We start from the raw sequence: 23,890 nt of genomic DNA on the forward strand, positions 1-23,890 counted from the left end.
TTGGCTTATTGGATTTCTTGCCATTTTGTTTACATCACGCTCCCTCTCCTTGAGTAGAGGGAATCAAAGAGTGAGGTTTACACCTCAACGTAATCTAAATCTTTATGAAAGGTTTCCTTTAACTGGCTTAAAGCTACCAAAGCGATAATTACACAAGTAAAGCCTACAATCAGTGCACTTTGTAAAATGCCAACTTCACCTTTTAAAAACTGAAAAGAAAGCGTAACTGCAATTACAGAACCACGAATAAAATTCGGAACTGTTGTAGTTACCGTTGATCTTAGGTTTGTACCGAATTGTTCTGAAGCGATAGTTACAAAAGTGGCCCAATAACCAGATGCAAAACCTAAAAATAAGCTTAACCAAATAAAAGTCTCAGGAGTTAATCCTTTAGCATTTAAATACACAACGATTGAAACAGCCGTTAATAACAAAAACAATAACATTACTTTTTTCCGTGATTTTAATAGCTGACATAAAAATCCAGCAACAACATCGCCTGCGGCAATACCTATATAACAATACATTACGCCTTTGCCGGCATTTAAAATACCTGTAGCCCCTAATGCTTTACCAAATTCTGGAGAAAAAGTAATGAGCACGCCTACCACAAACCAAAGGGGTAAACCTATTAAAATACAGCAAACATATTTTTTAAAACGACCAGCATTGTTAAAGAGCATCCACATATTGCCACGCTGAACAGTCTTCTCTCTTACCTCCTTAAATAGACCTGATTCAACTAAACCTACACGTAAAAACAAGAGCAACAAACCCATCCCTCCACCAATAAAATAACTGGTTTGCCACGTGTAATGCCCACCAATTAATGCTGCAGCAACAGCACCAAATAAACCCACTCCTGCAACAATCATAGTTCCATAACCCCTATTTTCTTTACCCATACTTTCGGTAACCAGGGTAATCCCTGCGCCTAATTCGCCAGCTAAACCCACACCCGCTATAAAACGAATGATTGTATAAGCAGTTACTGAACTCACAAATCCATTAGCAATATTAGCTATTGAATACAAAATGATAGATCCAAATAATACGCTTAATCGACCTTTTTTATCACCTAAGATACCCCACAATATGCCGCCAATCAGCATCCCAAACATTTGGCTATTTATAATAGTTGCACCAACCCTTAGCATTTCATCATCGGCTACGCCTAAATCTTTTAGGCTCTTAACTCTAACTACCGAAAAAAGGATAAGATCATAAATATCAACAAAATAACCTAGTGCGGCTACGATAACAATGAGCGTGATGTTTCGCTTATTTGAGGCGTTCATATATCATACAGTTTGAAGGCTTTAAACTACAAAAAAATAGATAGAATCAAAAAAGCCAACCCACAATGTGAATTGGCTTTTAAAATTAATTAATTAATTAAACATATGATTATTTAGGCATTAAAACGCCATCAATAACGTGTGTTACACCATTGCTAGAAACAACATCAGCAATAGTAACGTTAGCGCCATTAATCATCACTTTACCATCTTTAATAGATACTTTAAGCTTACCACCTTGTACTGTTGTTAGCTCTTGGCCATCTTTTAAATCTGATGATTTTAATGCTCCAGGAACTACATGATACGTAAGGATTTTAGTTAAATCAGCTTTCATAGCTGGCTTCATTAAATCAGTTAAAGTAGCTGCAGGTACTTTAGCAAATGCCTCATTAGTTGGTGCAAATACTGTAAAAGGACCAGTTCCACTTAATGTTTCTACTAATCCAGCTTGTTTAACAGCGGCAACCAAAGTAGTATGATCACTAGAACCTAGTGCATTTTCTACAATGTTTTTAGAAGGAACCATCATTGCTCCACCTACCTCTACACCAGCTTCAGTACTCATAGTTGTATCTGCCATGGTAGTATCCATTGCAGTACTGTCTCCCATTTTAGAATCTGTTTTGGTAGAATTACAAGCAGTTGCCATAGCTAAAAATGCTACACCCATTGCTACGCTTAAGAATTGCTTTTTCATAAAATTTTATTTTTTTGTTTTTAAGTTATGCCTCTACTTACGAAACAAATTGTAGAGCGGTTTTTAAAACAAAAAATAAAATAGAAGATTAGCTGTCGTGATGTACTTTCAATTTATCTAATAATTCTGGTGAGATATTTTCAGCATAAGCTCCATAAGCATCAATTAAAACACCTTTCAAATTACCAACTGGCGATGAAATGGCATAAATAACTGCACTATCTCCAGGATCTGTCATGCCTTCGAAACGATAAAATTCATCAATTTCAAATTCCTCTGGCATTAATTGAAGGTTTAAAGATTTACATTCAATGCAATCTTGAGCTAATGTAAAATCGTACTCGTAGCCTCTTTTTTCTAAATCGGCCACTGCGGCAGTAAGTGTATCGTAAATGTGCATAGCAGCAATTTACCACTTTTTTCTTACACCACATAAAATGAATAACCCTTAATAACAACCATGTTATTAAGGGTTAGATTTGCTTAAACATAGGTAGATATGTTTTTTTTTCATGTAAACGTGCCCACCATCCAGTGAGCGTAATTAATTAACTAATAGGCTAACACCTTGTGAATTAAAATGTTTTTTCAAATTATTGAGTATTCTTAAAAGTTTTACTTTTTACATTAAACATCAAATTTCAGCATTACCTAGAGATAAACTTTTAAAGCTCAATTCTATTTCTGATATTTAAACATCATGATAGTTTCGGAAAAAACCCTTAAATGGGCTATGTGTTTGTATCCTCCTTTATTATTTCAGCGCATTTGGGTTAAAAAATTTCATCCTGATTTTAGAGGCGTAGATGTTAAAATTAGCAACAGCTTTTTAAACAGAAACTACAATGGTTCTATTTTCGGTGGCTCAATTTATGCAGCAACAGATCCATTTTATGCTATTTTGTTTGATCAACTGATGCAACGTAGAGGCTTTAAAGTTAGAGTTTGGTTAAAAAGTGCATCTATCCAATACCTTAAACCAGGTTTAACGAGCTTATATTTTACCTTAAAGGTAACCGATGAAATGATTGCTGAGGCAGAAGCTTCCTTAACGGAAACTGGAAAATTTGTGAAATCATATCCAATGGAATTATTTAATAAACAAGGCGAATTGTGTGCTACGGTAATGAATGAGATTTATTTAAGAAATAAATTCCCAGGAGAAAAACAGAGAGTTGCGATATAATTAATGCTGAGCTATGAACATTAAAAGACTAATTCTGGAAGGTGAAAATGTAAGCTTAGACTTTAAAAAAACCATTAGTAATAACGAAAAAATAGCCAAAACACTAGTTGCTTTTGCAAATAACAGAGGTGGTAAATTATTAATTGGCGTAGCCGATGATGGAACCATTAAAGGTGTAAAAGCTGAGGATGAAGAAAAGTACATGATTACTAAATCTGCGCATCTATTTTGTAAACCAGCGATAGAACCAAAATTCGAAGAAGTGTATGTGGATGATAAACTGGTTTTAGTAGTTGATATTCCTAAAAGCGACACCAAACCACATTACGCATTGGACGAAAACAAAAAATGGTGGGTTTATTTTAGAGTGAAAGACAAAAGTGTATTGGCTAGTAAAATTATTGTTGATGTTTTAAAAGAAGGTAATCATGAAAACGGACAACTCATCTCCTATTCAGAACACGAAAAAAAACTATTAAATTACCTTGAAGAACATGGCCGTATTACTTTAAAAGAATACAGTAAATTAACACGAAGTGCTTATAAAAAAGCACAGAAAATTATTGTTAGCTTAATTCTTACAGGCGTAATTTTACCACATACCTCAGAAAAAGAAGAATATTTTACAGCGGCAGATATAAAATAAAATCGGCTATTTGAGATAAAAATGCGAATTTGCAAACCTTATGCTTAAAGCACTATACACCAAATATAAACCTTACTATAAAGAAAACCTTATTCTTGCTAGTCCAATTGTAGTTTCTCAAATTGGACACATGGCTGTGCATATAGCCGACAGTGTAATTGTAGGTCAATTTGCTGGTACAGTTCAATTAGCAGCTGTATCTTTAGTAAATAGTCTTTTTACTATTATTATGGTATTGGGCTTGGGTTTATCTTATGGATTAACGCCATTAATTGCCAAACAAAATGGTGGTAAAAATTACAGTGAATGCGGACGATTGCTTTCTAACAGTTTATTAATAAATATCATATCAGGTATTATTCTTTATCTATTGTTACACTTTGGTACTTTATCTATAATTAGTCATTTAGGACAATCGCCTGAAGTTGTTGCCTATGCAAAACCTTATTTAGGTCTACTTGCTTTTTCAATTATCCCCTTAATGATATTTCAAACCTTTAAACAATTTGCAGAAGGATTGGGCTTTACCATGCAAGCGATGATGATCTCTATTTTCGGGAACATCTTAAACATTATACTCGGAATTATTTTTGTAAAGGGAATGTTTGGTATCGAATCAATGGGTGTAAAAGGTGTTGGATTAAGTACATTAATTGATCGTACACTAATGGCTGTAGTGATGGGATTTTACGTGATGAGATCAAAAAACTTTAAAGTATATCTTGAGCACTTTAAAGTGTACGCCATTGATAAAATTAGAAGTATTCAAATTATTAAAATTGGAGCGCCTGTTGCCATGCAATATATTTTTGAAATAAGTGCGTTTAGTGGTGCTGCTATTATTATTGGTACAATTGGCGCTGCTCCACAAGCTGCACATCAAATTGCCATTACGCTGGCTGCGTTAACCTATATGGTAGCAAGTGGTATTGCATCTGCCGCCACCATAAAAACAGGTAATTATTTAGGTCAGAAAAATTTCACAGATCTTCGTCGCTCTGCAATAGCCAGCTACCATGTGGTAATTGCTTTTATGAGTTGTACAGCCCTTTTATTTATACTCGCTAATTCTCTATTGCCGTACCTATATACAAGTGATTTAAAAGTGATTGAAATTGCTGCACAGTTATTAATTATAGCAGGCTTTTTTCAATTGTTTGATGGTACACAAGTTGTTGGTTTAGGCGTTTTACGTGGAATTGGAGATGTTAATATGCCAACTTTTATTACTTTTTTATCGTACTGGATTATTGGAATTCCTTTAGGTTATTTTTTAGGTTTCCATTTAAATATGGGTGTAAGAGGAATTTGGTATGGCTTAACTTTTGGACTTTTAACTGCATCAATTTTATTATTCTTCCGATTTCAACATAGAACAAGATTATTAATTCAAACTTCATCTAAATAATTTATATTTGTTTTTTTTATTATCTATATGAAAAAACGCATCTTGGTTGTTGAAAGCAATAAAGATATTCTAGAATTGATATCAATAGTATTGGACGAAGCTGGCTATAATTATAGTCTCTACGCTAATGAAAAAGATATATTTGAGCATATTGTAGAGTCTAAACCCGATGCTATTTTACTAGATATTGTTAAGCCTACAGTAGAAGGAACTGAACTTTGCCGTCAAATAAAAGAAGCTGAAGGAACGAAACATATTCCTGTAATTGTGCTTTCAACCCATCCTCAAATAGAACGAGTAAAAGAAGTTTGTGCAGATGAAGTGGTGCCAAAACCATTTGACATAGATACCCTTTTAGAAACTTTAAGGGATCAGTTGGGTTAGTACTTCTTGTTAGCTAAACGAACTAAACACGTTTATCACTATGTTTTTCAGGCGTAATTTCTCGCTCATTAAGTTCGTTTTCTAATTCCTTTTGGTCTTTTTTATTCCGTTTAACGATAAAATAAACAAAGGCCAAAATCGCCACAATTACAATAGCTATGATTACGGTATTTATTTTCATAGTAAAATCAGATTATACTGCTGATAATTCAAAAATACCTTTGATTTGTTTCGTTAAAATTAATTAAATGTTAAGTGTTAGTTGTGGGGAAAAGCGTAGGCTGATGGTTATTATACTTTACTTTGGGTTTGGATTCTCCGAAATTAGAAAAAGAAACACCAAGCAATCTGATTTTTTTATCACCTAAATCAAGATGATCCAATAATATTTTTGCTGTTTCCTGTACGTGAGCTAAATCTACAATTGGATTGGCAAAAGACATACTTCTGGTTATGATCTTAAAATCTCCAAACTTAACCTTTAGCGTTAAGGTTCGTCCATAAATTTCATAATGCTGTACACGTTTAAAAGCAGATGTTGCAATTTGCACTAGCCAATCGCTAAGTTCTTCTCCTTTGCCCAAATCGTAAGAAAAGGTATCTTCTGCACTTATAGATTTAGTTTCCTGGTGTGGTTGTACTCGTCTATGATCTATACCTCTTACTATGCTATAAAAAAACTTTCCAGTTTTACCAAATAGCTGTATTAGTCGTTGTTCTGTCAATTGTTTTAAGTCTGCACCTGTATGTAAACCCTGCCTTTTCATTTTCTCGGCAGTAACTTTACCAACTCCAAAAAACTTTTCTACAGGCAATTGCTCCATAAACTTTTCGAGCCGAGAAGGACCTATAAAAGTCAAACCATCAGGTTTATTCATATCAGAAGCAATTTTCGCAGCAAACTTATTAATAGAAACTCCAGCAGATGCGGTTAAATTCAATTCGTCTTTTATTGCTTGTTTTATTTGCTCGGCAATGGTAATGGCAGATCCGATGTTTAGCTTATCTACCGTCACATCTAAATAGGCTTCATCTAAAGAAAGTGGCTCAATTAAATCCGTATACCGACTAAATATCTCTCTTATCCGTTGAGAAACTTCTTTGTAAGCTGCAAATCTTGGTCTCACAAATATAGCATATGGACAAAGCTGTTGAGCTTTCTTAGCTGTCATCGCAGAGCGGATGCCAAATTTACGAGCTTCATAACTTGCAGTTGCAACTACTCCACCTCTACCTTCTGGAGATCCGCCAACAACCAATGGTTTACCTCGATACTCTGGAAAATCTCGCTGTTCTACCGACGCATAAAAAGCGTCCATATCGATATGGATAATTTTACGAACTAAATTTCCACTTTCATTTTCCATGATTACTGCAAAACATACTGTTGGTAAGCCCTATCTCCCCAAAACTGATAATCTTTATCTTGATAGGTTGTACCATTAAATAACAACCGGATAAAACCATTCTTCTCTACCAATACAGTATGATAGATTTTGCCTTCTGGGTTTTTAATTAATGAGAAATCAATTAAATGACTTTTATTAAACCAGTTCACTCGATCAGGTAAATCGTATTTCTTTAAGTTAAACTCGATTTGTAAATCTTTAGCCATTAATTGGCTTCTGTACCAGGTTCCGCCAGTTGGTGATACCAACGGTTTACCATTATAAACCACCACACTATCGTTGTAAGCCATAACTTGCAATGATTTATTTTTCGTTTTTAACCAATTGGTAAGCTTCGCTTGATGCTTTTCCGTCTCGTAGCCATACGTTGCATCCAAAAACCCAATACGCTCTATATACGTTGGCAATTGAATTTGTGAGTTGATGTAACCAAAAATAAAACTTCCACCCCCACTATGACTGCTTAATGTAATTTTAGGATGATACTCTTGATAACGTTTTGCTAAACCCTCAACCAATTTACCTATTTGCTGATCTCCTGTTAAAAATTTCCTGCGCCAAGCTGGCCAACTTTTTAATTCGTTTTCTATATAAACAACAATATAGTTTGTATGTCTATCTAAACTACGAATAAATGCAGTTTGAGCACCGATATGCTGTATATCAAAATGCCAATCATCGCCATCAGTTAACTTTTTCCCAAAAGTTTGTGCAGTCGTATTACCATTTGGCAAAGCAAATAAGATAAGTTTAGTAGGTTTTTTAGAATTTAACTGTGCAGGTTCATCGAAGGTTAAGGTAATACCGCTATCAATGTTTACCTTTTTTAAGGAGTTGAAATACTCGTTGAAAGTGTTTTGTGCTTTTAAATCAGCTTTAAAAGCAACTACGCAAAAGATTAATAGCGACCATCTCATGCTAACAAATTTACAATAACTTCTTATTGTTTTTTAGGAGTTCTGCCTAAATTTATAACCGCACCAACACTAAATACCGAATTACCAGCATTTAAAAACTTACGACTTTTTAAGCCAAAATTGCTTCCACTCGTATATTGTAATTGCACTTCATCGCTTAAAATCATTCGAGTAAAGAAAACAGGTTCAAGAAAAATATTCTCTTCATTCGGTTGCTGTATGTTATTTCTAAAGAAATCATTGGTTTTAACAAAACTCATTCGTAATGCCGTACCAAAGTTTAATCCAAAGTTTACACCAAATAGGCGAAGGTTATCTCGTTTTTTAGAACTATAATTTACCTGAATAAACTTCTTATCGTATTTCGCTTCTTGATGATCTCTACTGATTACGTTTTTGTTATCATCAAATTGTCTGAATACTCTGTCGCTTTTACCACTTCCTACACCCCCATAAATTTCTAATATTCTATTATTATTTGGACCGAAAGTATTAAAATAACCGCCTCCAAACTCTATCATTTTATGTTTAATGTCTTTTTTAGTGCCATCATTATTCATGTAAGCACCATTCGCCAATACAGCAAAATGATTACTTACGGCATAGGCCGAATTAAAATTAGCATTGCCTTTCAACGAAATATGTGCACCAGCAGCAATTTCACCTTGTGTGGTTAACATTGGCGTATTAGGTACGCTAGGAATATAAATGGAAGAACAGCTGCTTAAAAATAAGATAAACAGCACGGGTGCAAATCGTGAATATGTCATCATAGATGTAGTAATAACAGCTTTTAGAGTGCAATTATTATACTAACTGGTAAATTTTAGCACATTCATCATCCTAATAAACTCCTCATGAAGTGTTGCTTTTAACTGAATTCGTTTTTCGGTTACAGGGTGATTAAAACTAAGCTCTGATGCATGGAGTAGCATAGTGGTCATTTCAAATTGTGTAGCAAAAAAGCCATTTTGCTTATTGCAACCATGTTTTCTATCACCAATGATAGGATGAAAAATATGTGCAAAGTGCTTACGAAGCTGATGCATTCGGCCTGTTGTTGGCGTAGCTTCTACTAAAGAATAACGTGAAGTTGAGTGTTTGCCAAAAGGAACTTCGATTTCTGCTCGTTGCAAAGTAACAAAAGAAGTAAATGCTTCCTGCAGTGTGCCGTTCTCTTTTTTTAGGGGATAATCAATATCCAATCGATCTGGTGCATACCCACGTAAAATGGCTAAGTATTTCTTTTCGACTAAGCTTTCTTGAAATTGTTTTTGCATAGCGATTTCTACTTCTTTAGTGAATGCAAAAAGTAAAAGCCCGCTGGTTTTTCTATCTAAACGATGTACAGGATTGACATGCTGACCAATTTGATCACGTAATAACTGTAACGCAAATTCTGTGGCATCATTTGCTATTTTAGAACGGTGCACCAGTAATCCGTGTGGTTTGTTTATAGCAATTAAATGTTCATCTTGATAGATAATTTCTAACATGTGGCGAAGGTAAGAATTTAATAAAACAAATCTCTCGCTACGCGGAAAGTAGTGCAATGCGCATCTACAATAGTCCTAATGCTTGGAGAATAACCTCCTCCCATACTTACTTGGACAGGAACTTGATGCTGTAAGCAAGCTTCAAAAACCAATACATCGCGTTGCTTACAACCACCTTTAGTAAGAGCTAGCTTACCTAAATTATCTGTTGCTAATACATCTACTCCAGCTAAATAGAATACAAAATCAGGCTGATGCTTTTTAAATACATAAACTAAAGCTTCTTTCAGTTTAGTTAAAAAGTTTTCATCAGTTGTGCCATCATCCAAAGGGATATCCAAATCTGATTGTTCCTTTCTAAAAGGAAAGTTTTTAGCACCATGCATCGAAAATGTAAAAACCCGTTGATCATTTTGAAATATTTCTGCGGTTCCATTACCTTGATGAACATCTAAATCTATAACTAAGATGCGTTTACCTAAATTGTTTGTTAACAAATAGTTTGCTGCTATAGCCTGATCGTTTAATAAGCAAAAACCTTCTCCCCAATTACTACCAGCATGGTGTGTACCACCAGCTACATTAAAAGCTACCCCATTTTGTTGTGCATACAACGCACCATCTATTGTTCCTTGTGCAATTCTAATTTCTCGTTCTACCAATTGTGCGTTTAAAGGAAAGCCTATCCTGCGTTGTTCTTTTGCAGGCAGAGTGAGATTTTTGAGTTGTAGCCAATAAGCTTTATCGTGTGTAGTTAAAATATTTTCTTCTTTTGTTGGCTCTGGTGCAAATAAGTTTTCTTGTTGAATAGTGCCTTCGTGAAGTAATTGAGCAGGTATTAATTCATATTTAAGCATCGGAAAACGATGACCTTCTGGTAAGGGATGTGCATATATTGGATGATAAGCAATTTTTAACATGGAGTATGGACAATATAATCCAACAATGGAACAATTAACAGTATAGCAATTATATCAGCTTAAAATCTCTCTAACGTGTTTTTCAATATTATTGCAAATCTCATCTACTGGCAAATCATTTGCATCCTGATTGAAAGGGTTTTCTATTTCTTCAGCTATTAACTCCAAACTTGCTAATACATAGAGAATAAAGGGTACGATTGGCACCACGAAATAACCTAAACTAAAAACCCATCCAATAGGTAATGTTAATACATAAATGAAAATGAATTTCTTAATAAAAGCACTATAAGAATACGGGATTGGCGTGTTTCTAATCCGTTCACAGCCACCACAAATATCTGTAAACTGACTTGCATCGGTGTTTAAAGTAATGAGTTGTTCTTGAGAGATTTTATTTGCAGTTTGTAAAGCATAAATACGACTAACTATACTCGTTGCTACTTGATTGGGAATGTGTTTATCACCGTCTATTCCTATTAAAAAGCTATCTTTTCCGAAGTATTGCTTTTCTCTTAGGTGTTCTTTTAAAGCAAACGCGTATTTAGGAATAGCGTATGTAAAGAATTCAACGTCTTCCTGATCTAAGTTTAATGCTTTGATTTTGATGGCTAGATTTCTACTTACATTGGTTAAAGAGCCTAGCAATTTTCTTCCATCCCACCATCTATCATATGAAGTATTAGTCCTAAATACCAATAACATAGAAATTACAAAACCTAAAAGGCTATGCATCATACCTACATTCTTGATGTATGTAGTATCTGCTAGCTTTAAATAATTAAGCTCTAGGTACGCTAAACCAGCAGAAAATACCGCTATGCTTAACATCAATGGCCATAATTTTCTAAATGTATCTGCTTTGTGAATATGGAAGATGAAACTCATCCACTCTTTAGGATTGTAATTTATCATTTGATGGATTGGCTAATGGTTAATAGTAATTCTCCAGTTCTGTACACATCTTCAAAATTATTATACATAGGTACAGGACTTAAACGTATAACATTTGGTTCACGCCAATCACCCAGCACATGATGAGCAATTAATTCGTCGAATATTTTCTTTCCATTTGCTTTGGCAATGATAGAAACTTGCGCTCCTCTATCATCTTCGTCTTGGGGTGTAATTATTTTATATTGCTCCTCTCCTAATGTTGTATTTACTTGATTGATAAGATAAAACAAATAGGATGTTAAAGTTTTACTTTTAGTTCTTAAAATATCCATAAACCCTGCTTTTTCGAATAATTGCAACGATGCATGATATAAAGCCATCGGCATTACTTGTGTACAACTTACTTGCCAGCCATCTGCTCCAGCTTCAGGAACAAATCCCTTTTCCATTTTAAAACGTTGCGCTTCATTATAGCCCCACCATCCCGCAAAACGATTTAAAGGAGTATTAAAATGCTTTTCATGAACAAAGATTCCACTTATCCCTCCAGGACCAGCATTTTGATATTTATACGAACACCAACACGCAAAATCAATATTCCAATCGTGTAACTGTAAAGGTACATTCCCAGCAGCATGAGCTAAATCGAAACCTACTATCGCACCTGCACTATGCCCAGCTTTTGTAATTGCCAACATATCAAACCATTGACCAGTAAAATAATTAATCCCTCCGAACAGTACTAAAGCTAATTCTTCATCATTATCGGCTATGGCTTTAACAATATCTTCAGTTCTTAACGTGTATTCTCCTTCTCGTGGTTTTACTTCAATTATAGCATCTTTTGGATCGAACCCATGAAAACGTACTTGGCTTTCTATTGCATATTGATCTGATGGGAATGCACCAGCTTCCATTATAATTTTAAAACGTTTCGCTTTTGGCTGATAGAAACTAACCATCAATAAATGAAGATTGACTGTTAAGGTATTCATTGGACAAACTTCTGCAGGTTTTGCACCGACAATAGGCGCCATTAGTTTTTTCAGTTCTTTATGATAAAACATCCAAGGTGAATTTCCATCAAACCAACCTTCTACTGCTAAGTTTTGCCAATTGTTCAATTGCACTTCTAAAACTTCGCGTGCTACTTTAGGTTGTAACCCTAAAGAATTGCCACACAAATAGATAAAAGGTTTTCCATTTTGATGAGGGAATAGGTATTCATTACGCATTTCTCTTAGTGGATCTTGCTGATCTAAGACTTGAGCGAAGGATAAATTATTCTCGAAATTCATGCTTCAATATTAACAAAAAAAAGCCTAACCAGATGGCTAGACTTTTCATTATCATTTTATGACTAGTTAAAATTTCATCTTTTCGTGCTCACCTAAATCAGGTGTTTCTCCAGTTACAATTGCTTTAAGCATATTAAATGCGACTACCATTTTACTTGAACTTGAGTCCCAGTATTCGGCTACGCTAGGAGTTACTTTTATTAAAATTAAGTTAGGATCATCTGCTCCTTCTGGAAACCATGCTTTAATAGCTGGAGAAAAATATGCTTCTTTTCTAGCTTGATCATCAACTAATTCGGCCTTGCCGTTTACATAAATAAATGTATTATTTGATGGATCGCTGTAACCTAAATTCACTTCATTATCTTTTGAAATTTCTTTAGACTTTGGGGAATATTCATTTGTAAAAAACCAAATACTTCCATCTTCTTCAATTTTAGCCGTCCCCATTGGGCGACTATGAAAGCCATCTTCAGTAATGGTATTAAACATACAAATTCTTACTTTTTCTGCCATTTCTTTTAGAATGGAAATATTTTTTTCATTTTTCATAGTGACGCTTTTATTAATAAACATCAGCTAAATTGAAATAGTTTTAGTTAACTTATGAATTTGGTTTACTCACAAACTTATTGCCTTTCACATAAAAGCGCCAAGGCAATAAGGCATGATCTTCTGCATAATCTACGCCAACTCTAGGCGAAGCCACTATTTGTTCTTCTTTGAAGTGAATACCATTGTCTTCAATCCAAATTTCATCGCCCAGCAAATCTTTACCATTTAGGTTTTTATCAATTCCTAATGCTTTTGCCAATGCACCTGGACCTGCAGTAATTCTCGGTTCCAGTTTTTGCATATTTCTACGTTCTAACATAGTTGAAAGCCCTTCTGTTGGTTCAATGCCACGAATTAGCACCGCATTTGGGTTATTTTTTGTGTTGGTTACTACGTTAAATAAATGGTGAATTCCATAACACAAATAGACATAAGAAATACCTCCAGCTTCATACATAATTGAAGTTCTTGGTGTAAAGCGACCATTGTAAGCATGAGAAGCTTTATCAATAATTCCGTTATAGGCTTCCGTTTCAACTATTGTTCCTCCAGTTAATTTACCATTAATTAAAGTAAATAATTGCTTGCCTAAAAGCTGAACCGAAAGATCAATTACATCTTCATTTTGATAAAAAGAATACGGTAATTTAGGCATGGATTAAATTAATAATTTGGTTTAAGTATTTAGCGTCAACTTCATCAAAATGAGAAAGATATTCACTATCAACATCTAATACACCTATGATGTTTTTATTGTTATAAATTGGCAATACAATTTCTGACTTTGAAGCAGAAGCACATGCAATATGACCAGGAAATTCATCCACGTTTGGAACAATAATAGTTTCTTCTTTTTCCCAAGATGCACCGCAAACACCCTTTCCTTTTTTAATTCTAGTACAAGCTACAGGACCTTGGAATGGACCTAAAACCAATTCATCATTTTTAATTAGATAGAAACCAACCCAAAACCATCCAAATTGTTCTTTTAAAGCTGCACAAACATTAGCTAAGTTCGCTACTAAATCTGTTTCCCCATAAAGCAAAGCTTCGATTTGAGGAATAAGCGATACATATTGTTCTTCTTTTGTTCCCGATTTGGTTATTGTTAAATCTTCTGCCATTGGATTTCTTTTATTGAATTACAAAGGTACAAAATGATTAAATAATCTTGTTTTATAGCGAAGAATTAACATTTCTATTACTATTCCACATTGTGTTTTTACTTTGAACAAAATACTTAGATTTGACGATTATAAGCATTAACACAACAACATGAACAAGAAAACCTTATCAATTACTTTACTAACATTAGCTGGATTATTTCAGTTTTCTTATAGCCCACCTGAAGAGGGAATGTTTCCACTTAGTGAAATACACAAGCTAGATTTAAAGAAAGCAGGTTTAAAGATAGATCAAAATGAAGTTTATAATCCCAATGGGATAAGTTTAGTTGATGCCTTGGTAAATGTGGGTGGTTGCACAGGTTCTTTTGTTTCTAATGACGGTTTAATTATTACCAATCACCATTGCGCATTTAGCGCCGTACAACTAGCAAGTACGCCAGAGCATGATTATTTGAACAACGGATTTGTAGCTAACAGTCGTGAACAAGAAATTGAAGCAAAAGGACTAACATGCCGTATTACTGATAGTTATGAAGATGTATCTGATAAAGTATTGGGTGCGGTTGCTCAAATACAAGACCCATCGACACGATTACAATTAATTAATAATGCGATGAAGAATATTGTCCTTGAAGCGGAGAAAAAAGATCCAAGCATTAAAGCCGAAGTTTCAGAAATGTTTATTGGTAAAAGCTATGTGCTGTTTCGCTATAAAACAATTCAGGATGTACGGTTAGTGTATGTGCCTAATCGTAAAATTGGAGAATATGGTGGAGAAACTGACAATTGGGTTTGGCCACGCCATACTGGAGATTTTTCCTTTATGAGAGCATATGTTTCTAAAGATGGCAAACCAGCTAAATATGCTAAGAATAATGTTCCATACACCCCTAAAAAGTTCTTAAAAGTTAATCCAAATGGAACTAATGAAGAAGATTTTGTTTTTATTTTAGGATATCCTGGAAAAACATTCCGTCATCGTCCTGCTGAATTTATTGATTATCAGCAGAAATACCTTTTACCTTATGTATCTGAATTATATGATTTCCAGAACACAACGATGGAAAATGTAGGTAAAAGGGATAAAACTACTGAACTAAAATTAGCTACCAGAATTAAAAAGAATGCCAATGTAATGAAAAATTATAGAGGTAAATTAAAAGGAATTAAAGGAATTGATTTAGTCGCACAAAAAAAACAAGAAGATGCTGCTTTAGCTCAATTTATTAATAACAATGTGGATGTAAAAGCACAATACGGCAATTTAATGACTGATATAGATCAATTATATAAGCAAATAAATGGCGATGCGTATCGCGATATGTGGTTAACCCAAATTTATACATCTACCAGTTTACTGAATGTATCAAAACAGATCAATACGTTTAAAATTGAGTTAGAAAGTCAACCAGCAGCACAAAAAGAAATTTATTTTAATGCAAATATTGACAAGTTAAAACAAGCTTTAAATGCAATATATGATTCTTTTGATATTGATGTTGATCGTAGGATTTTTAAGAAAATGATGACTGATGCATCAGTTTTTACATCAAACCAAAGAGTAAACGCAGTTGATAAAATAACAAGCAAAGGCGCCAATAGCAACGCAATGATAGATGATTTTATTAATGATGCGTTTGGATTGAGTAAGTTAAAAGACAAAAACTATGTACTGAATAACATTTTAAAATCTAGCAAATCAATTCTTGATTATAACGACGGTTTATTGTTATTTGAAAAAGATATTACAAAACAAATAGCAGAGCTAAAACCAGAAAAAGATCGTAGAGATGGGGTTTTAAATAAGTTAATGGGTGATTATGTCAATGTAAAAGAGAAATTTTTGCAGAAAGATTTTATTCCTGACGCAAATAGTACGTTAAGGCTTACTTATGGCCATGTTCGTGGTTATTCTCCAGCAGATGCGAGTTATATGGCTCCATATACCAGCATTAAAGGAATTATAGAGAAAGGTGCTACTGGCAATCCTGAATTTGAATATCCTGCTCAAATTAAAACACTTTGGAATGTCAAAGACTTTGGTCCTTTTGCCAAAAAAGAACTTAACGATGTTCCTGTGGCATTTTTATACAACATGGATACGACCGGCGGAAACTCTGGTTCACCCATTATGAATGCATATGGAGAATTGATTGGGGTAAATTTTGATCGTGCTTACGAAGCTACTATTAATGATTACGCTTGGAATGAAAGCTATAGTCGTTCAATTGGTGTAGATATCCGCTATGTACTTTGGGTTGCTGCTAAAATAGATCATGCAGATTTCTTATTGAAAGAAATGGGTGTGAATTTATAATATTAATTAATGATTAAATACTTCATCTTACCGATGGACAAACTAAAATAACATGAGAATACTTGCTGAATTACCACACCCAGATTGTAAGATTACATTGTTCAATATGAACCAAAAATACATAGTGAAATTTGAACAAGGTCAATTGGAACAAAGCTATAAATTATCGGAGCTTGACCTTAGCGGAGGAGGGGCAAATGAGATTTTTCAAATACTAGATGAAGAATTTATGACCACAGTTGTTAAGCGTTTTAAAAGCATGAGATCTGATTTTTCTGCAGCCTATCAACGTCAGCAGTAATAGTTGATATAAAATATGTAACTAACTGTAAAATAGAATATTTAATTAGTAAACAAAATATTATTTTGAAAATAGACTATATATAGCCTATACAACCTCTCTTTTTATTAATTATTAGTTTAATATAAAATATTTAAATACTTGATATTTAATAAAATATATACATTAACAAAATATAATATTGATTGTATAAAACGCCAAATAATTGGGAGGTTTTGTGAAAAGTCACTAAAAAACTTAAAATTTAATTTTTCTAAAAACAAAGACATTTTAGCTTTTAATAGATGTAAAAATTTTGCTTTATACTGGCTTAGCTTCATCGTCATTTCGAATGGAATGCAGTGAAACGGAGAAATCTTTTACTCAGACATATATTGAAAAGATTTCTCGGCTGCGCTCGAAATGAGGAGCAGATTCATTTAAGTAACAAGGACGAAATTATCCTTTCGGAATTAAATCAATATACCAATAACCAGATGGTTTATCGTTTTCATTTGGTGAAGAAAAAGTTTTATAGACTAACTCTCCTACTTCAAAATTTATGGGTTGATTGAAGATTGGTCCGTCAAAAACAAACGTGTGAAATTCTCCATTTTCGCCACAAGGATCAATATGTTTAGGCAGATCTTTTATAAAGGATTGATCAATTACTCTTCCGCAGAAATCTTGTAAACCATCTTGTGTACATACCACAATAGTTTTATACCCTAAATCAATAAATTCCTTTACTAAGGCTAGACTATCCCTTTTCCACAACGGAAAAACAGTCTCCATCTCTATTTTAGCCAATTGATTTTCTCGATAAACTTTAAGGTCTTCTAAAAAGATATCTCCAAAAATAGAATGAGTAATTCCCTCCGCTTTTAGGGCAGATAAAGCTTCGAACATGGTTTTTTCATAAATTCCCATATCAGGCATTTCAGGTAATCGTACTTGAAACAAAGAAAGGTTTAAGCTATTCGCTTGTTCAACTAATAAAACCTCCCTTACACCATGCATCGAAATGCGATTAAAAGAACTATTAACCGTGGTCAGTAAATAGTGTACGTCAAATAATTTTTGCTGTAGAACATAATGCAAAGCCAATGTACTGTCTTTACCGCCACTCCAATTAAATACTGCAGGAATTTGTTTAAGCATTTGCTTTTAATAGTTTCGCGACTTCTTTTACTCCAGCAGTTGCTGATTTCTCTATTTTAATCAGATTAGCATATTGATTAACTGAAGGAATTTTAGGATCAATAATATACTTTGGAACGCTTGCCGGTACAAAATCAAGTAATCCAGCTGCAGGATAAACTGCTAACGATGTACCAACTAACATAAATAAGTCTGCTTCTTCACAAATAACAGCAGCGGTTTCTATCATCGGTACAGCTTCACCAAACCAAACTACATGCGGACGTAATTGTGAGCCTAATTCACAATATTCGCCCATTTTTAATTCATCTCCTTTAATAGGATAAATTAAAGATGAGTTTTTATCAGATTGAGCGAAGGTGATGATACCGTGTAAATGTGTAATTTGTGTAGAACCAGCTCGCTCATGCAAATCATCTATGTTTTGTGTAATGATTTGTACATCAAAATGTTCCTCGAGCTTTGCTAATTCTAAATGAGCCAGATTTGGTTCTGCTTTTAAAACCTGTTTTCTTCGTTCGTTATAAAACTCTTGTACTAAAGTTGGATTTCTTTCCCAAGCATCTGGAGTTGCTACATCATATATATTGTAGCCCTCCCATAAACCATCAGAATCTCTAAAAGTTTTTATTCCGCTTTCAGCACTAATACCAGCACCCGTTAAAACAACCAATCTCTTCTTCATTGTACTAATTTAATAAAAAAACCCTTTTGTACACTGCACAAAAGGGTTTTCTATTCTATTATTATAATATTTTATGAATGGACAACATTATTTTTTAAGCTCAACACTGGATATTTAGCTTTTAAACTTTCGAAAGCAAAAAACATTATCGCAGAATACGCTAAAGTTCCGTATAAGAAATTAAGTTCGTAAGGAATTGCGAAAACTAAGCAAGCCCAAAAACCAGCAAATGTTTGAGGATAAAAACTAGAACCATACCAAACACCGAAATCAGAAACTATCCAATGAATTAAAACACCAGTTAAACTAGCAGTTAAAACAGCTATAACATTTACTTTTTTAATCATTAAATGACCTACCAACACAATTAACGCAAAGGCAATGTAGGTATAATACCAACCCTGATAAAAACCATAATCTTTTCCCATCGTTAATGCAAGACCAATATCGCTTACCAATAAAACTAATAACGGTAGTATAAAAGCATTGAATTTATTTTTAAAATAAGCTCCACCAAATAAAGCTACAGCGCCTATTCCAGAAAAATTAGCTATTACTTTAAAATCTGGTGAAAGTGGTGCAATAACCCTTAGTCCGACAATTACCAACATTAACAATAACAATACAAGTGTTCTAGAACTATTTTTCATTTCTTTATAATTAATACACAAAATTAGCTTTTTAAATCCTGAATAAAAAATATAGAATTCATAAGTCAGCTGTTATTAAAAATAGAAAATCTTATCTTTAACTATCAAATACTAATGTTATGCGAAAATTATCCCTTTGTTTATTATTTCTAATTTGCTACCAAGCGATGGCACAAAAAACAGATACTTTATTTCTAAAAAAATTGATGGAAGACAAACCAGAGTTATTTTCTGGAATATTAAATCATCCAACCCATAATGAGGTTCAAGTGATGTACACCCAAGTAAATAGAGATAAAAACAACAAACCTAGTTTTAAAACATTCAGTTATAATTTAAATGCGAAGCACTATTTTTATCCAGCTAGTACGGTAAAATTGGCTGGAGTTATTTTTGCGTTGGAAAAAGTAAACGAATTAAAAAGCAAAGGTTTAAATTCTAGTTTAAACATGATTACCGACAGCAGTTTTAAAGGGCAAACTAAGGTATTGAAAGATAAAAGTGCAGCTAATGGAAAACCTTCACTAACACATTATATTAAAAAAGTTCTGTTAACCAGTGATAATGATGCCTTTAATCGTCTATTTGAATTTATTGGAAGAAGTGAGATTAATGCTAAGTTGAAGAAATATGGTTTAACTGAAAGTAGAATTTTAAATCGTTTGGCCATTGGTGATGGTGGCGAATCGGCAAGACACACCAATCCAATTGATTTTTATGATGGAGATAAATTAATTTACCATCAACCTGAACAATATGATGCTAAAGATTATCCATTAGAATTGACCAATTTAATTGTAGGCAAAGGTTACATGGATAGCAATGAAAAATTAGTAAATGAGCCTTACAGTTTTGCCGACAAGAATGTTTTTACAATTGCTGATCAACAATCATTAATGAAACGATTAATTATGCCTGAAGCTTATCAGGCTAAGGACCGATTTAATTTAACACCAGATGACTACAAACTCATTTATACCTACATGAGTAAATTACCTACCGAAAGTGATTTCCCTAAATATGATGCGAAAGAGTTTTGGCCAACTTATGCTAAAATGCTGTATTATGGAAGAGAGAAAAATGCAATATTAGACCCAAACATTAGAATTTTTAATAAATACGGCGATAGTTATGGCTTTATCATCGACAACTCTTATTTTGTAGATTTTAAAAACAAAGTTGAATATTTTTTAACTGCGGTAGTACAAAGTAATGAAGATGGAATTTATAACGATGGCAAATATGAATACGAAACTGTTTGTTATCCTTTTATGAAAAATTTAGGTAGAAGTATTTATGAATATGAATTGAATAGAAATAAAAAGCAATTACCAGATTTAAGTAAGTTTAATATGGATTATAGTAATAAATAAAAATAGCCGCAGATGCGCAGATTTAAAAGTTGTTTAATTTATCAAAATAATCTGCACATCTGCGGCTAAATTCCTTAAAAATTAAAGTTTACACCAGCGTTCATGTTAAAGCCCATCGTATTGTAACCAATAATTTCTGTGTATTTCTCATTAGTTATGTTTTTCAAATCTGCGAAGATTTTAACACGTTTTTTAGCTAAAGCATATTCTGCATAAAAATTAAACAAATTATACGAATCCAAAACTTTATTTACTGATGGATAAGTACTAAAGTCGCTATCTGTGCGCTCGCCAGTAAATTTGTAATTCGCATTTACATATAAAGCCGTTGTTGCCTGTACGCCTATATTTGCACCATAAGTATGTTTTGGTCTACGCAGTAAAATATCAGAAACTACAGTACCAGAGATCTGTTTACCCTCAACATATGCATAATAGCCGTTTATTGAAAATACACCTAATTTAACGCCTGGTTCAATCTCAAAACCTTTATCATTCTGTTTATCTTGATTGATATACCCATTAGCTCCATAAATAATGGCATCAGTCATATTACGTTTAAAACCAACAACACGAAGATTTACTTTTTCATTTAACAAATTAAACTGTGCTCCAGCTTCATAGCTCGTAGATTTTTCTGGCTTCAAGTCTAAATTAGCCCCATATTGACCGAACAGCATTTCTAAAGTTGGCGCTCTAAATGCAGATGAAACTGTACCAAAGACTTTTACTTCCTTAGTAATATTAACACTTGGTGTTACAGCATAAGTGAAGTTCTCACCATATTTATTGTGTTTATTGTAGCGGCCACCAACCTCTAAATTAAATACGCTTAAATCATGTAAAAACAAAGATGCATAGGTGCTAAATAAATTTGCAGATGGTTCTGTATTAGTGGTTGTACCAAAATGAGTAACTGTTGTAGCTCTATTATCTAAACCTAAAAGGAGATTTAATTTATTGCCTAAGTTTTGATTGTAAAAAACATCAAGTAAATCCATTTTACCTTGATATTTACCCCCATACATACTTATATACTCACGGTTTGTATTTTCATGGCTATAATTTAATGTGATTTTTCCTTTATCCAATTGATAAATTGCATTTACTCCACCATTAAAATGTTTTGAAACAGATGTGTTTTTTGCATCTGTAAAGGCATCATCATCGTAATCAAATTTGCCATAAAAATAACGTACAAAAGGATTTATACTTAATCGCTTATCCAATTGGATAGAAAAATTAGCGTTTAATGCATCTTGTTTTAAACCATCTTTATCAAAAACTTGTGTATTACCTGCTGGATTAGCAGCTTCAGAAATTCCATCAGTTTTAAAATGAGAATAGCTTAGATTGTAGGTAAATGCATCTACTTCACTACTTAAACCAATCGTTCCTTTATAAGAATTATAACTTCCTGCACTAGCAATACCATATACATTATTCCCTTTTTTACCAGATTTTTTAGTGATAATGTTCACCACTCCTGCCACTGCATCAGAACCATAAATAGTTGATTGTCCACCTCTTAAAATTTCAATGCGCTCAATTTGATCGATAGCAAACATACGCAAATCGAAAGCGCCACCATTTCCAGATGGATCCGTAACTAAAATACCGTCAATTAAAATAACGGCATACGCACTTCCAGCACCTCTAAAAAACAAACTTTTGTCTTTTCCAGCATTACTCCCTACTCCACCTATTGTAATTCCAGCTTGCTGATTTAATAGTTCAGCTAAATTCTTTCCACTACTACGAGCTAATTCTTCACTAGTAATTACAGTTACAACCTTACCTGTTTGTGATTGTTTTTGTTCATTTTTCGTGGCTGTAATAACCACTTCATTTAGATTTTGGGCTTCTTGAGCCACGGCTTTGTTCCCCAATAGGGCTAACTGTACAAGTCCTAGACCTGCAGCAATTAATTTAGTTTTTTTGTTCATTTGTTGTGAGTTTTTCACGCACAGCAACAGAATCAGAATAGAAATGAGGTATTAAAAAAGTCCCACTCCTAGCTTCAATCCCCGAAAGCTATGAAATATTAAACTTTTAGGCAGGTCTTCTGACTTACTCTGGTTTTCCTGTCTTCCCATCCCATTTATTGGGAAAGTGACTTAGATTTGAAAAACTTTTTTAGAGCTTACAGCTGCGGGACAGTTACAGAATTACACTGTATTCCCTTTTAATTCCGATATAAAATCGGAAACCAAAAAGCGATGCAAAGGTATATTTTAATTTGTTATGAAAAAATCAGATTTACTTTTCACTTAACAATTGTTGTTTAATAGTTTCTAATTGGTCTGCTTCTTCTTTTGGTAAAACTGGATATTTTAAATTAAGAGATTCTAACGTTTCCTCAATTATTTGGCTAATGGCTAATCTGGCATACCATTTTTTATCTGCCGGAATTACATACCAAGGTGCTGTATCTGTTGAAGTTTCTTTAATTGCTTCTTCATAAGCAGCCATATATTCCTTCCACAAAGCTCTTTCTTTTAAATCGCCAACAGAGAATTTCCAATTTTTACTTGGCTCTTCTATCCTATCTAAAAACCGTTGTTTTTGCTCGTCTTTAGAAACATGCAAAAAGAATTTTAACACAACAGTTCCATTGGCAGTAACGTGTTTTTCAAAATTACGGATGCTCTCATATCTTTCTTTCCAAAATTTCTTATCAATTTTTTTCACATCGTTGTATCCAGGAATATTCTCACTTAAAACATAATCTGGGTGTACTTTACAAACCAAAACATTTTCATAATGTGAGCGATTGTGAATACCAATTTTTCCTCTTTCAGGCAAGGCTTTAGCATGTCTCCATAAAAAATCATGACTATACTCTTCACTATTTGGCGTTTTAAAACTATATACTTGGCAACCTTGCGGATTTAAACCAGACATTACATGCTCGATTGCACTATCTTTTCCTGCTGCATCCATCGCCTGAAAAATAACCAATAAAGAGTGAGAATCAGATGCATACAAAGCTTCTTGATAATCTTTCAATTCACCTTTAACACGTTCAAGTTCTTCTTTACCAGCTTCTTTATCTAAATGTCCATCGTAAGTAGTACTATAATCTTTCAATGAAAATTTATCTCCAGCTTTGGCTAAATATTTTTTTGTATTGGTTTTCATGGTAGAATCATTTTATTTTTAAATATAGACTAAAATTTAAGC

The 23,890-nt window shown here is 33.5% G+C and carries 26 protein-coding genes and 1 riboswitch; of the genes, 7 read left to right on the forward strand and 19 right to left on the reverse strand.

The annotated features are described in order from the left end of the window. Positions 1–77: 77 nt before the first annotated feature. From ACHMWN_RS13440 to ACHMWN_RS13450, 3 genes are all read right to left on the reverse strand, one after another. On the reverse strand, positions 78–1,298 hold the full coding sequence (locus tag ACHMWN_RS13440; protein WP_397301969.1) for an MFS transporter: 1,221 nt from the start codon (positions 1,296–1,298) through the stop codon (positions 78–80). Between the two features lie 109 nt (positions 1,299–1,407). Continuing rightward, positions 1,408–1,998 (reverse strand): fasciclin domain-containing protein, encoded by a 591-nt coding sequence (locus tag ACHMWN_RS13445; protein ID WP_397301971.1) that lies wholly within the window; start codon positions 1,996–1,998, stop codon positions 1,408–1,410. An 88-nt stretch (positions 1,999–2,086) separates the two neighbouring features. Continuing rightward, positions 2,087–2,398: a phosphoribosylpyrophosphate synthetase gene (locus ACHMWN_RS13450; RefSeq protein ID WP_397301974.1), complete on the reverse strand. Its 312-nt coding sequence runs from the start codon at positions 2,396–2,398 to the stop codon at positions 2,087–2,089. A gap of 300 nt (positions 2,399–2,698) precedes the next feature. Here ACHMWN_RS13450 and ACHMWN_RS13455 point away from each other — a divergent pair, with 300 nt between their 5' ends. The 4 genes from ACHMWN_RS13455 to ACHMWN_RS13470 are packed head-to-tail and all read left to right on the forward strand — an operon-like array spanning position 2,699 to position 5,622. Beyond that, positions 2,699–3,184: a PaaI family thioesterase gene (locus ACHMWN_RS13455; protein WP_372819673.1), complete on the forward strand. Its 486-nt coding sequence runs from the start codon at positions 2,699–2,701 to the stop codon at positions 3,182–3,184. Between the two features lie 13 nt (positions 3,185–3,197). Then, positions 3,198–3,830 (forward strand): helix-turn-helix domain-containing protein, encoded by a 633-nt coding sequence (locus ACHMWN_RS13460; RefSeq protein ID WP_397301977.1) that lies wholly within the window; start codon positions 3,198–3,200, stop codon positions 3,828–3,830. 40 nt (positions 3,831–3,870) lie between these two features. Then, the gene (locus tag ACHMWN_RS13465; RefSeq protein WP_397301980.1) at positions 3,871–5,238 is read left to right on the forward strand and encodes an MATE family efflux transporter; all 1,368 of its coding nucleotides are present in this window, start codon (positions 3,871–3,873) and stop codon (positions 5,236–5,238) included. A gap of 27 nt (positions 5,239–5,265) precedes the next feature. Beyond that, entirely contained in the window at positions 5,266–5,622 is a 357-nt protein-coding gene (locus ACHMWN_RS13470) for a response regulator (RefSeq protein WP_397301982.1), read from the forward strand. A 22-nt stretch (positions 5,623–5,644) separates the two neighbouring features. Here ACHMWN_RS13470 and ACHMWN_RS13475 read toward each other — a convergent pair whose 3' ends face one another. The 11 genes from ACHMWN_RS13475 to ACHMWN_RS13525 all read right to left on the reverse strand — a co-directional run bounded on the left by ACHMWN_RS13475 (position 5,645) and on the right by ACHMWN_RS13525 (position 14,238). After that, a complete protein-coding gene (locus tag ACHMWN_RS13475; protein WP_397301984.1) occupies positions 5,645–5,803 on the reverse strand; it encodes a hypothetical protein in 159 nt (52 codons plus the stop codon). Positions 5,804–5,873: 70 nt separating this feature from the next. Continuing rightward, positions 5,874–6,989 carry a DNA polymerase IV gene (gene dinB, locus ACHMWN_RS13480; protein WP_397301987.1) on the reverse strand — a complete coding sequence of 372 codons (1,116 nt, stop codon included), beginning with the start codon at positions 6,987–6,989 and terminating at the stop codon, positions 5,874–5,876. A gap of 2 nt (positions 6,990–6,991) precedes the next feature. Continuing rightward, entirely contained in the window at positions 6,992–7,948 is a 957-nt protein-coding gene (locus ACHMWN_RS13485) for a hypothetical protein (protein ID WP_397301990.1), read from the reverse strand. A 23-nt stretch (positions 7,949–7,971) separates the two neighbouring features. After that, positions 7,972–8,721: a hypothetical protein gene (locus tag ACHMWN_RS13490; protein WP_397301992.1), complete on the reverse strand. Its 750-nt coding sequence runs from the start codon at positions 8,719–8,721 to the stop codon at positions 7,972–7,974. Positions 8,722–8,760: 39 nt separating this feature from the next. Continuing rightward, on the reverse strand, positions 8,761–9,444 hold the full coding sequence (locus tag ACHMWN_RS13495; RefSeq protein WP_397301994.1) for a pseudouridine synthase: 684 nt from the start codon (positions 9,442–9,444) through the stop codon (positions 8,761–8,763). 17 nt (positions 9,445–9,461) lie between these two features. Next, positions 9,462–10,364, reverse strand: a complete 903-nt coding sequence (locus tag ACHMWN_RS13500; RefSeq protein ID WP_397301997.1) for a histone deacetylase — start codon at positions 10,362–10,364, stop codon at positions 9,462–9,464. A 54-nt stretch (positions 10,365–10,418) separates the two neighbouring features. After that, positions 10,419–11,279 (reverse strand): bestrophin family protein, encoded by an 861-nt coding sequence (locus ACHMWN_RS13505; protein ID WP_397301999.1) that lies wholly within the window; start codon positions 11,277–11,279, stop codon positions 10,419–10,421. Beyond that, positions 11,276–12,559 (reverse strand): kynureninase, encoded by a 1,284-nt coding sequence (gene kynU / locus ACHMWN_RS13510; protein ID WP_397302002.1) that lies wholly within the window; start codon positions 12,557–12,559, stop codon positions 11,276–11,278. The genes ACHMWN_RS13505 and kynU overlap by 4 nt, the downstream gene beginning before the upstream one ends. A gap of 66 nt (positions 12,560–12,625) precedes the next feature. Then, on the reverse strand, positions 12,626–13,111 hold the full coding sequence (locus ACHMWN_RS13515) for a pyridoxamine 5'-phosphate oxidase family protein (protein ID WP_397302003.1): 486 nt from the start codon (positions 13,109–13,111) through the stop codon (positions 12,626–12,628). 52 nt (positions 13,112–13,163) lie between these two features. After that, a complete protein-coding gene (locus tag ACHMWN_RS13520) occupies positions 13,164–13,769 on the reverse strand; it encodes a DNA-3-methyladenine glycosylase (protein WP_397302006.1) in 606 nt (201 codons plus the stop codon). After that, on the reverse strand, positions 13,762–14,238 hold the full coding sequence (locus tag ACHMWN_RS13525) for a GAF domain-containing protein (RefSeq protein ID WP_397302007.1): 477 nt from the start codon (positions 14,236–14,238) through the stop codon (positions 13,762–13,764). Before ACHMWN_RS13525 ends, ACHMWN_RS13520 begins: the two co-directional genes overlap by 8 nt. A gap of 151 nt (positions 14,239–14,389) precedes the next feature. Between ACHMWN_RS13525 and ACHMWN_RS13530 the strand changes: the two genes are divergently transcribed. After that, complete coding sequence (locus ACHMWN_RS13530; RefSeq protein ID WP_397302010.1) at positions 14,390–16,558, forward strand: S46 family peptidase; 2,169 nt, start codon at positions 14,390–14,392, stop codon at positions 16,556–16,558. A 52-nt stretch (positions 16,559–16,610) separates the two neighbouring features. Further along, positions 16,611–16,859 (forward strand): hypothetical protein, encoded by a 249-nt coding sequence (locus tag ACHMWN_RS13535; protein WP_397302011.1) that lies wholly within the window; start codon positions 16,611–16,613, stop codon positions 16,857–16,859. A 438-nt stretch (positions 16,860–17,297) separates the two neighbouring features. On the opposite strand, the gene ACHMWN_RS13540 is transcribed toward ACHMWN_RS13535, so the two are convergent. The 3 genes from ACHMWN_RS13540 to ACHMWN_RS13550 form a co-directional block, all read right to left on the reverse strand. Further along, entirely contained in the window at positions 17,298–17,999 is a 702-nt protein-coding gene (locus ACHMWN_RS13540; RefSeq protein ID WP_397302013.1) for an ATP-binding protein, read from the reverse strand. Further along, complete coding sequence (locus ACHMWN_RS13545) at positions 17,992–18,684, reverse strand: SIR2 family NAD-dependent protein deacylase (protein ID WP_397302015.1); 693 nt, start codon at positions 18,682–18,684, stop codon at positions 17,992–17,994. Before ACHMWN_RS13545 ends, ACHMWN_RS13540 begins: the two co-directional genes overlap by 8 nt. Positions 18,685–18,755: 71 nt before the next feature. Continuing rightward, positions 18,756–19,334 (reverse strand): DUF6580 family putative transport protein, encoded by a 579-nt coding sequence (locus ACHMWN_RS13550; protein WP_397302017.1) that lies wholly within the window; start codon positions 19,332–19,334, stop codon positions 18,756–18,758. Positions 19,335–19,501: 167 nt separating this feature from the next. On the opposite strand from ACHMWN_RS13550, the gene ACHMWN_RS13555 reads away from it, so the two are divergent. After that, positions 19,502–20,707: a serine hydrolase gene (locus ACHMWN_RS13555; protein ID WP_397302019.1), complete on the forward strand. Its 1,206-nt coding sequence runs from the start codon at positions 19,502–19,504 to the stop codon at positions 20,705–20,707. 74 nt (positions 20,708–20,781) lie between these two features. On the opposite strand, the gene ACHMWN_RS13560 is transcribed toward ACHMWN_RS13555, so the two are convergent. Further along, positions 20,782–22,653: a TonB-dependent receptor plug domain-containing protein gene (locus tag ACHMWN_RS13560; protein ID WP_397302022.1), complete on the reverse strand. Its 1,872-nt coding sequence runs from the start codon at positions 22,651–22,653 to the stop codon at positions 20,782–20,784. Between the two features lie 91 nt (positions 22,654–22,744). Then, positions 22,745–22,936, reverse strand: a riboswitch (cobalamin riboswitch). A gap of 30 nt (positions 22,937–22,966) precedes the next feature. Beyond that, a complete protein-coding gene (locus ACHMWN_RS13565; protein ID WP_397302025.1) occupies positions 22,967–23,848 on the reverse strand; it encodes a polyphosphate kinase 2 family protein in 882 nt (293 codons plus the stop codon). Positions 23,849–23,890 lie beyond the last annotated feature (42 nt).

Origin of the sequence: Pedobacter sp. UC225_61 (genome assembly GCF_044452285.1) — a bacterium.
Classification (GTDB): domain Bacteria; phylum Bacteroidota; class Bacteroidia; order Sphingobacteriales; family Sphingobacteriaceae; genus Pedobacter.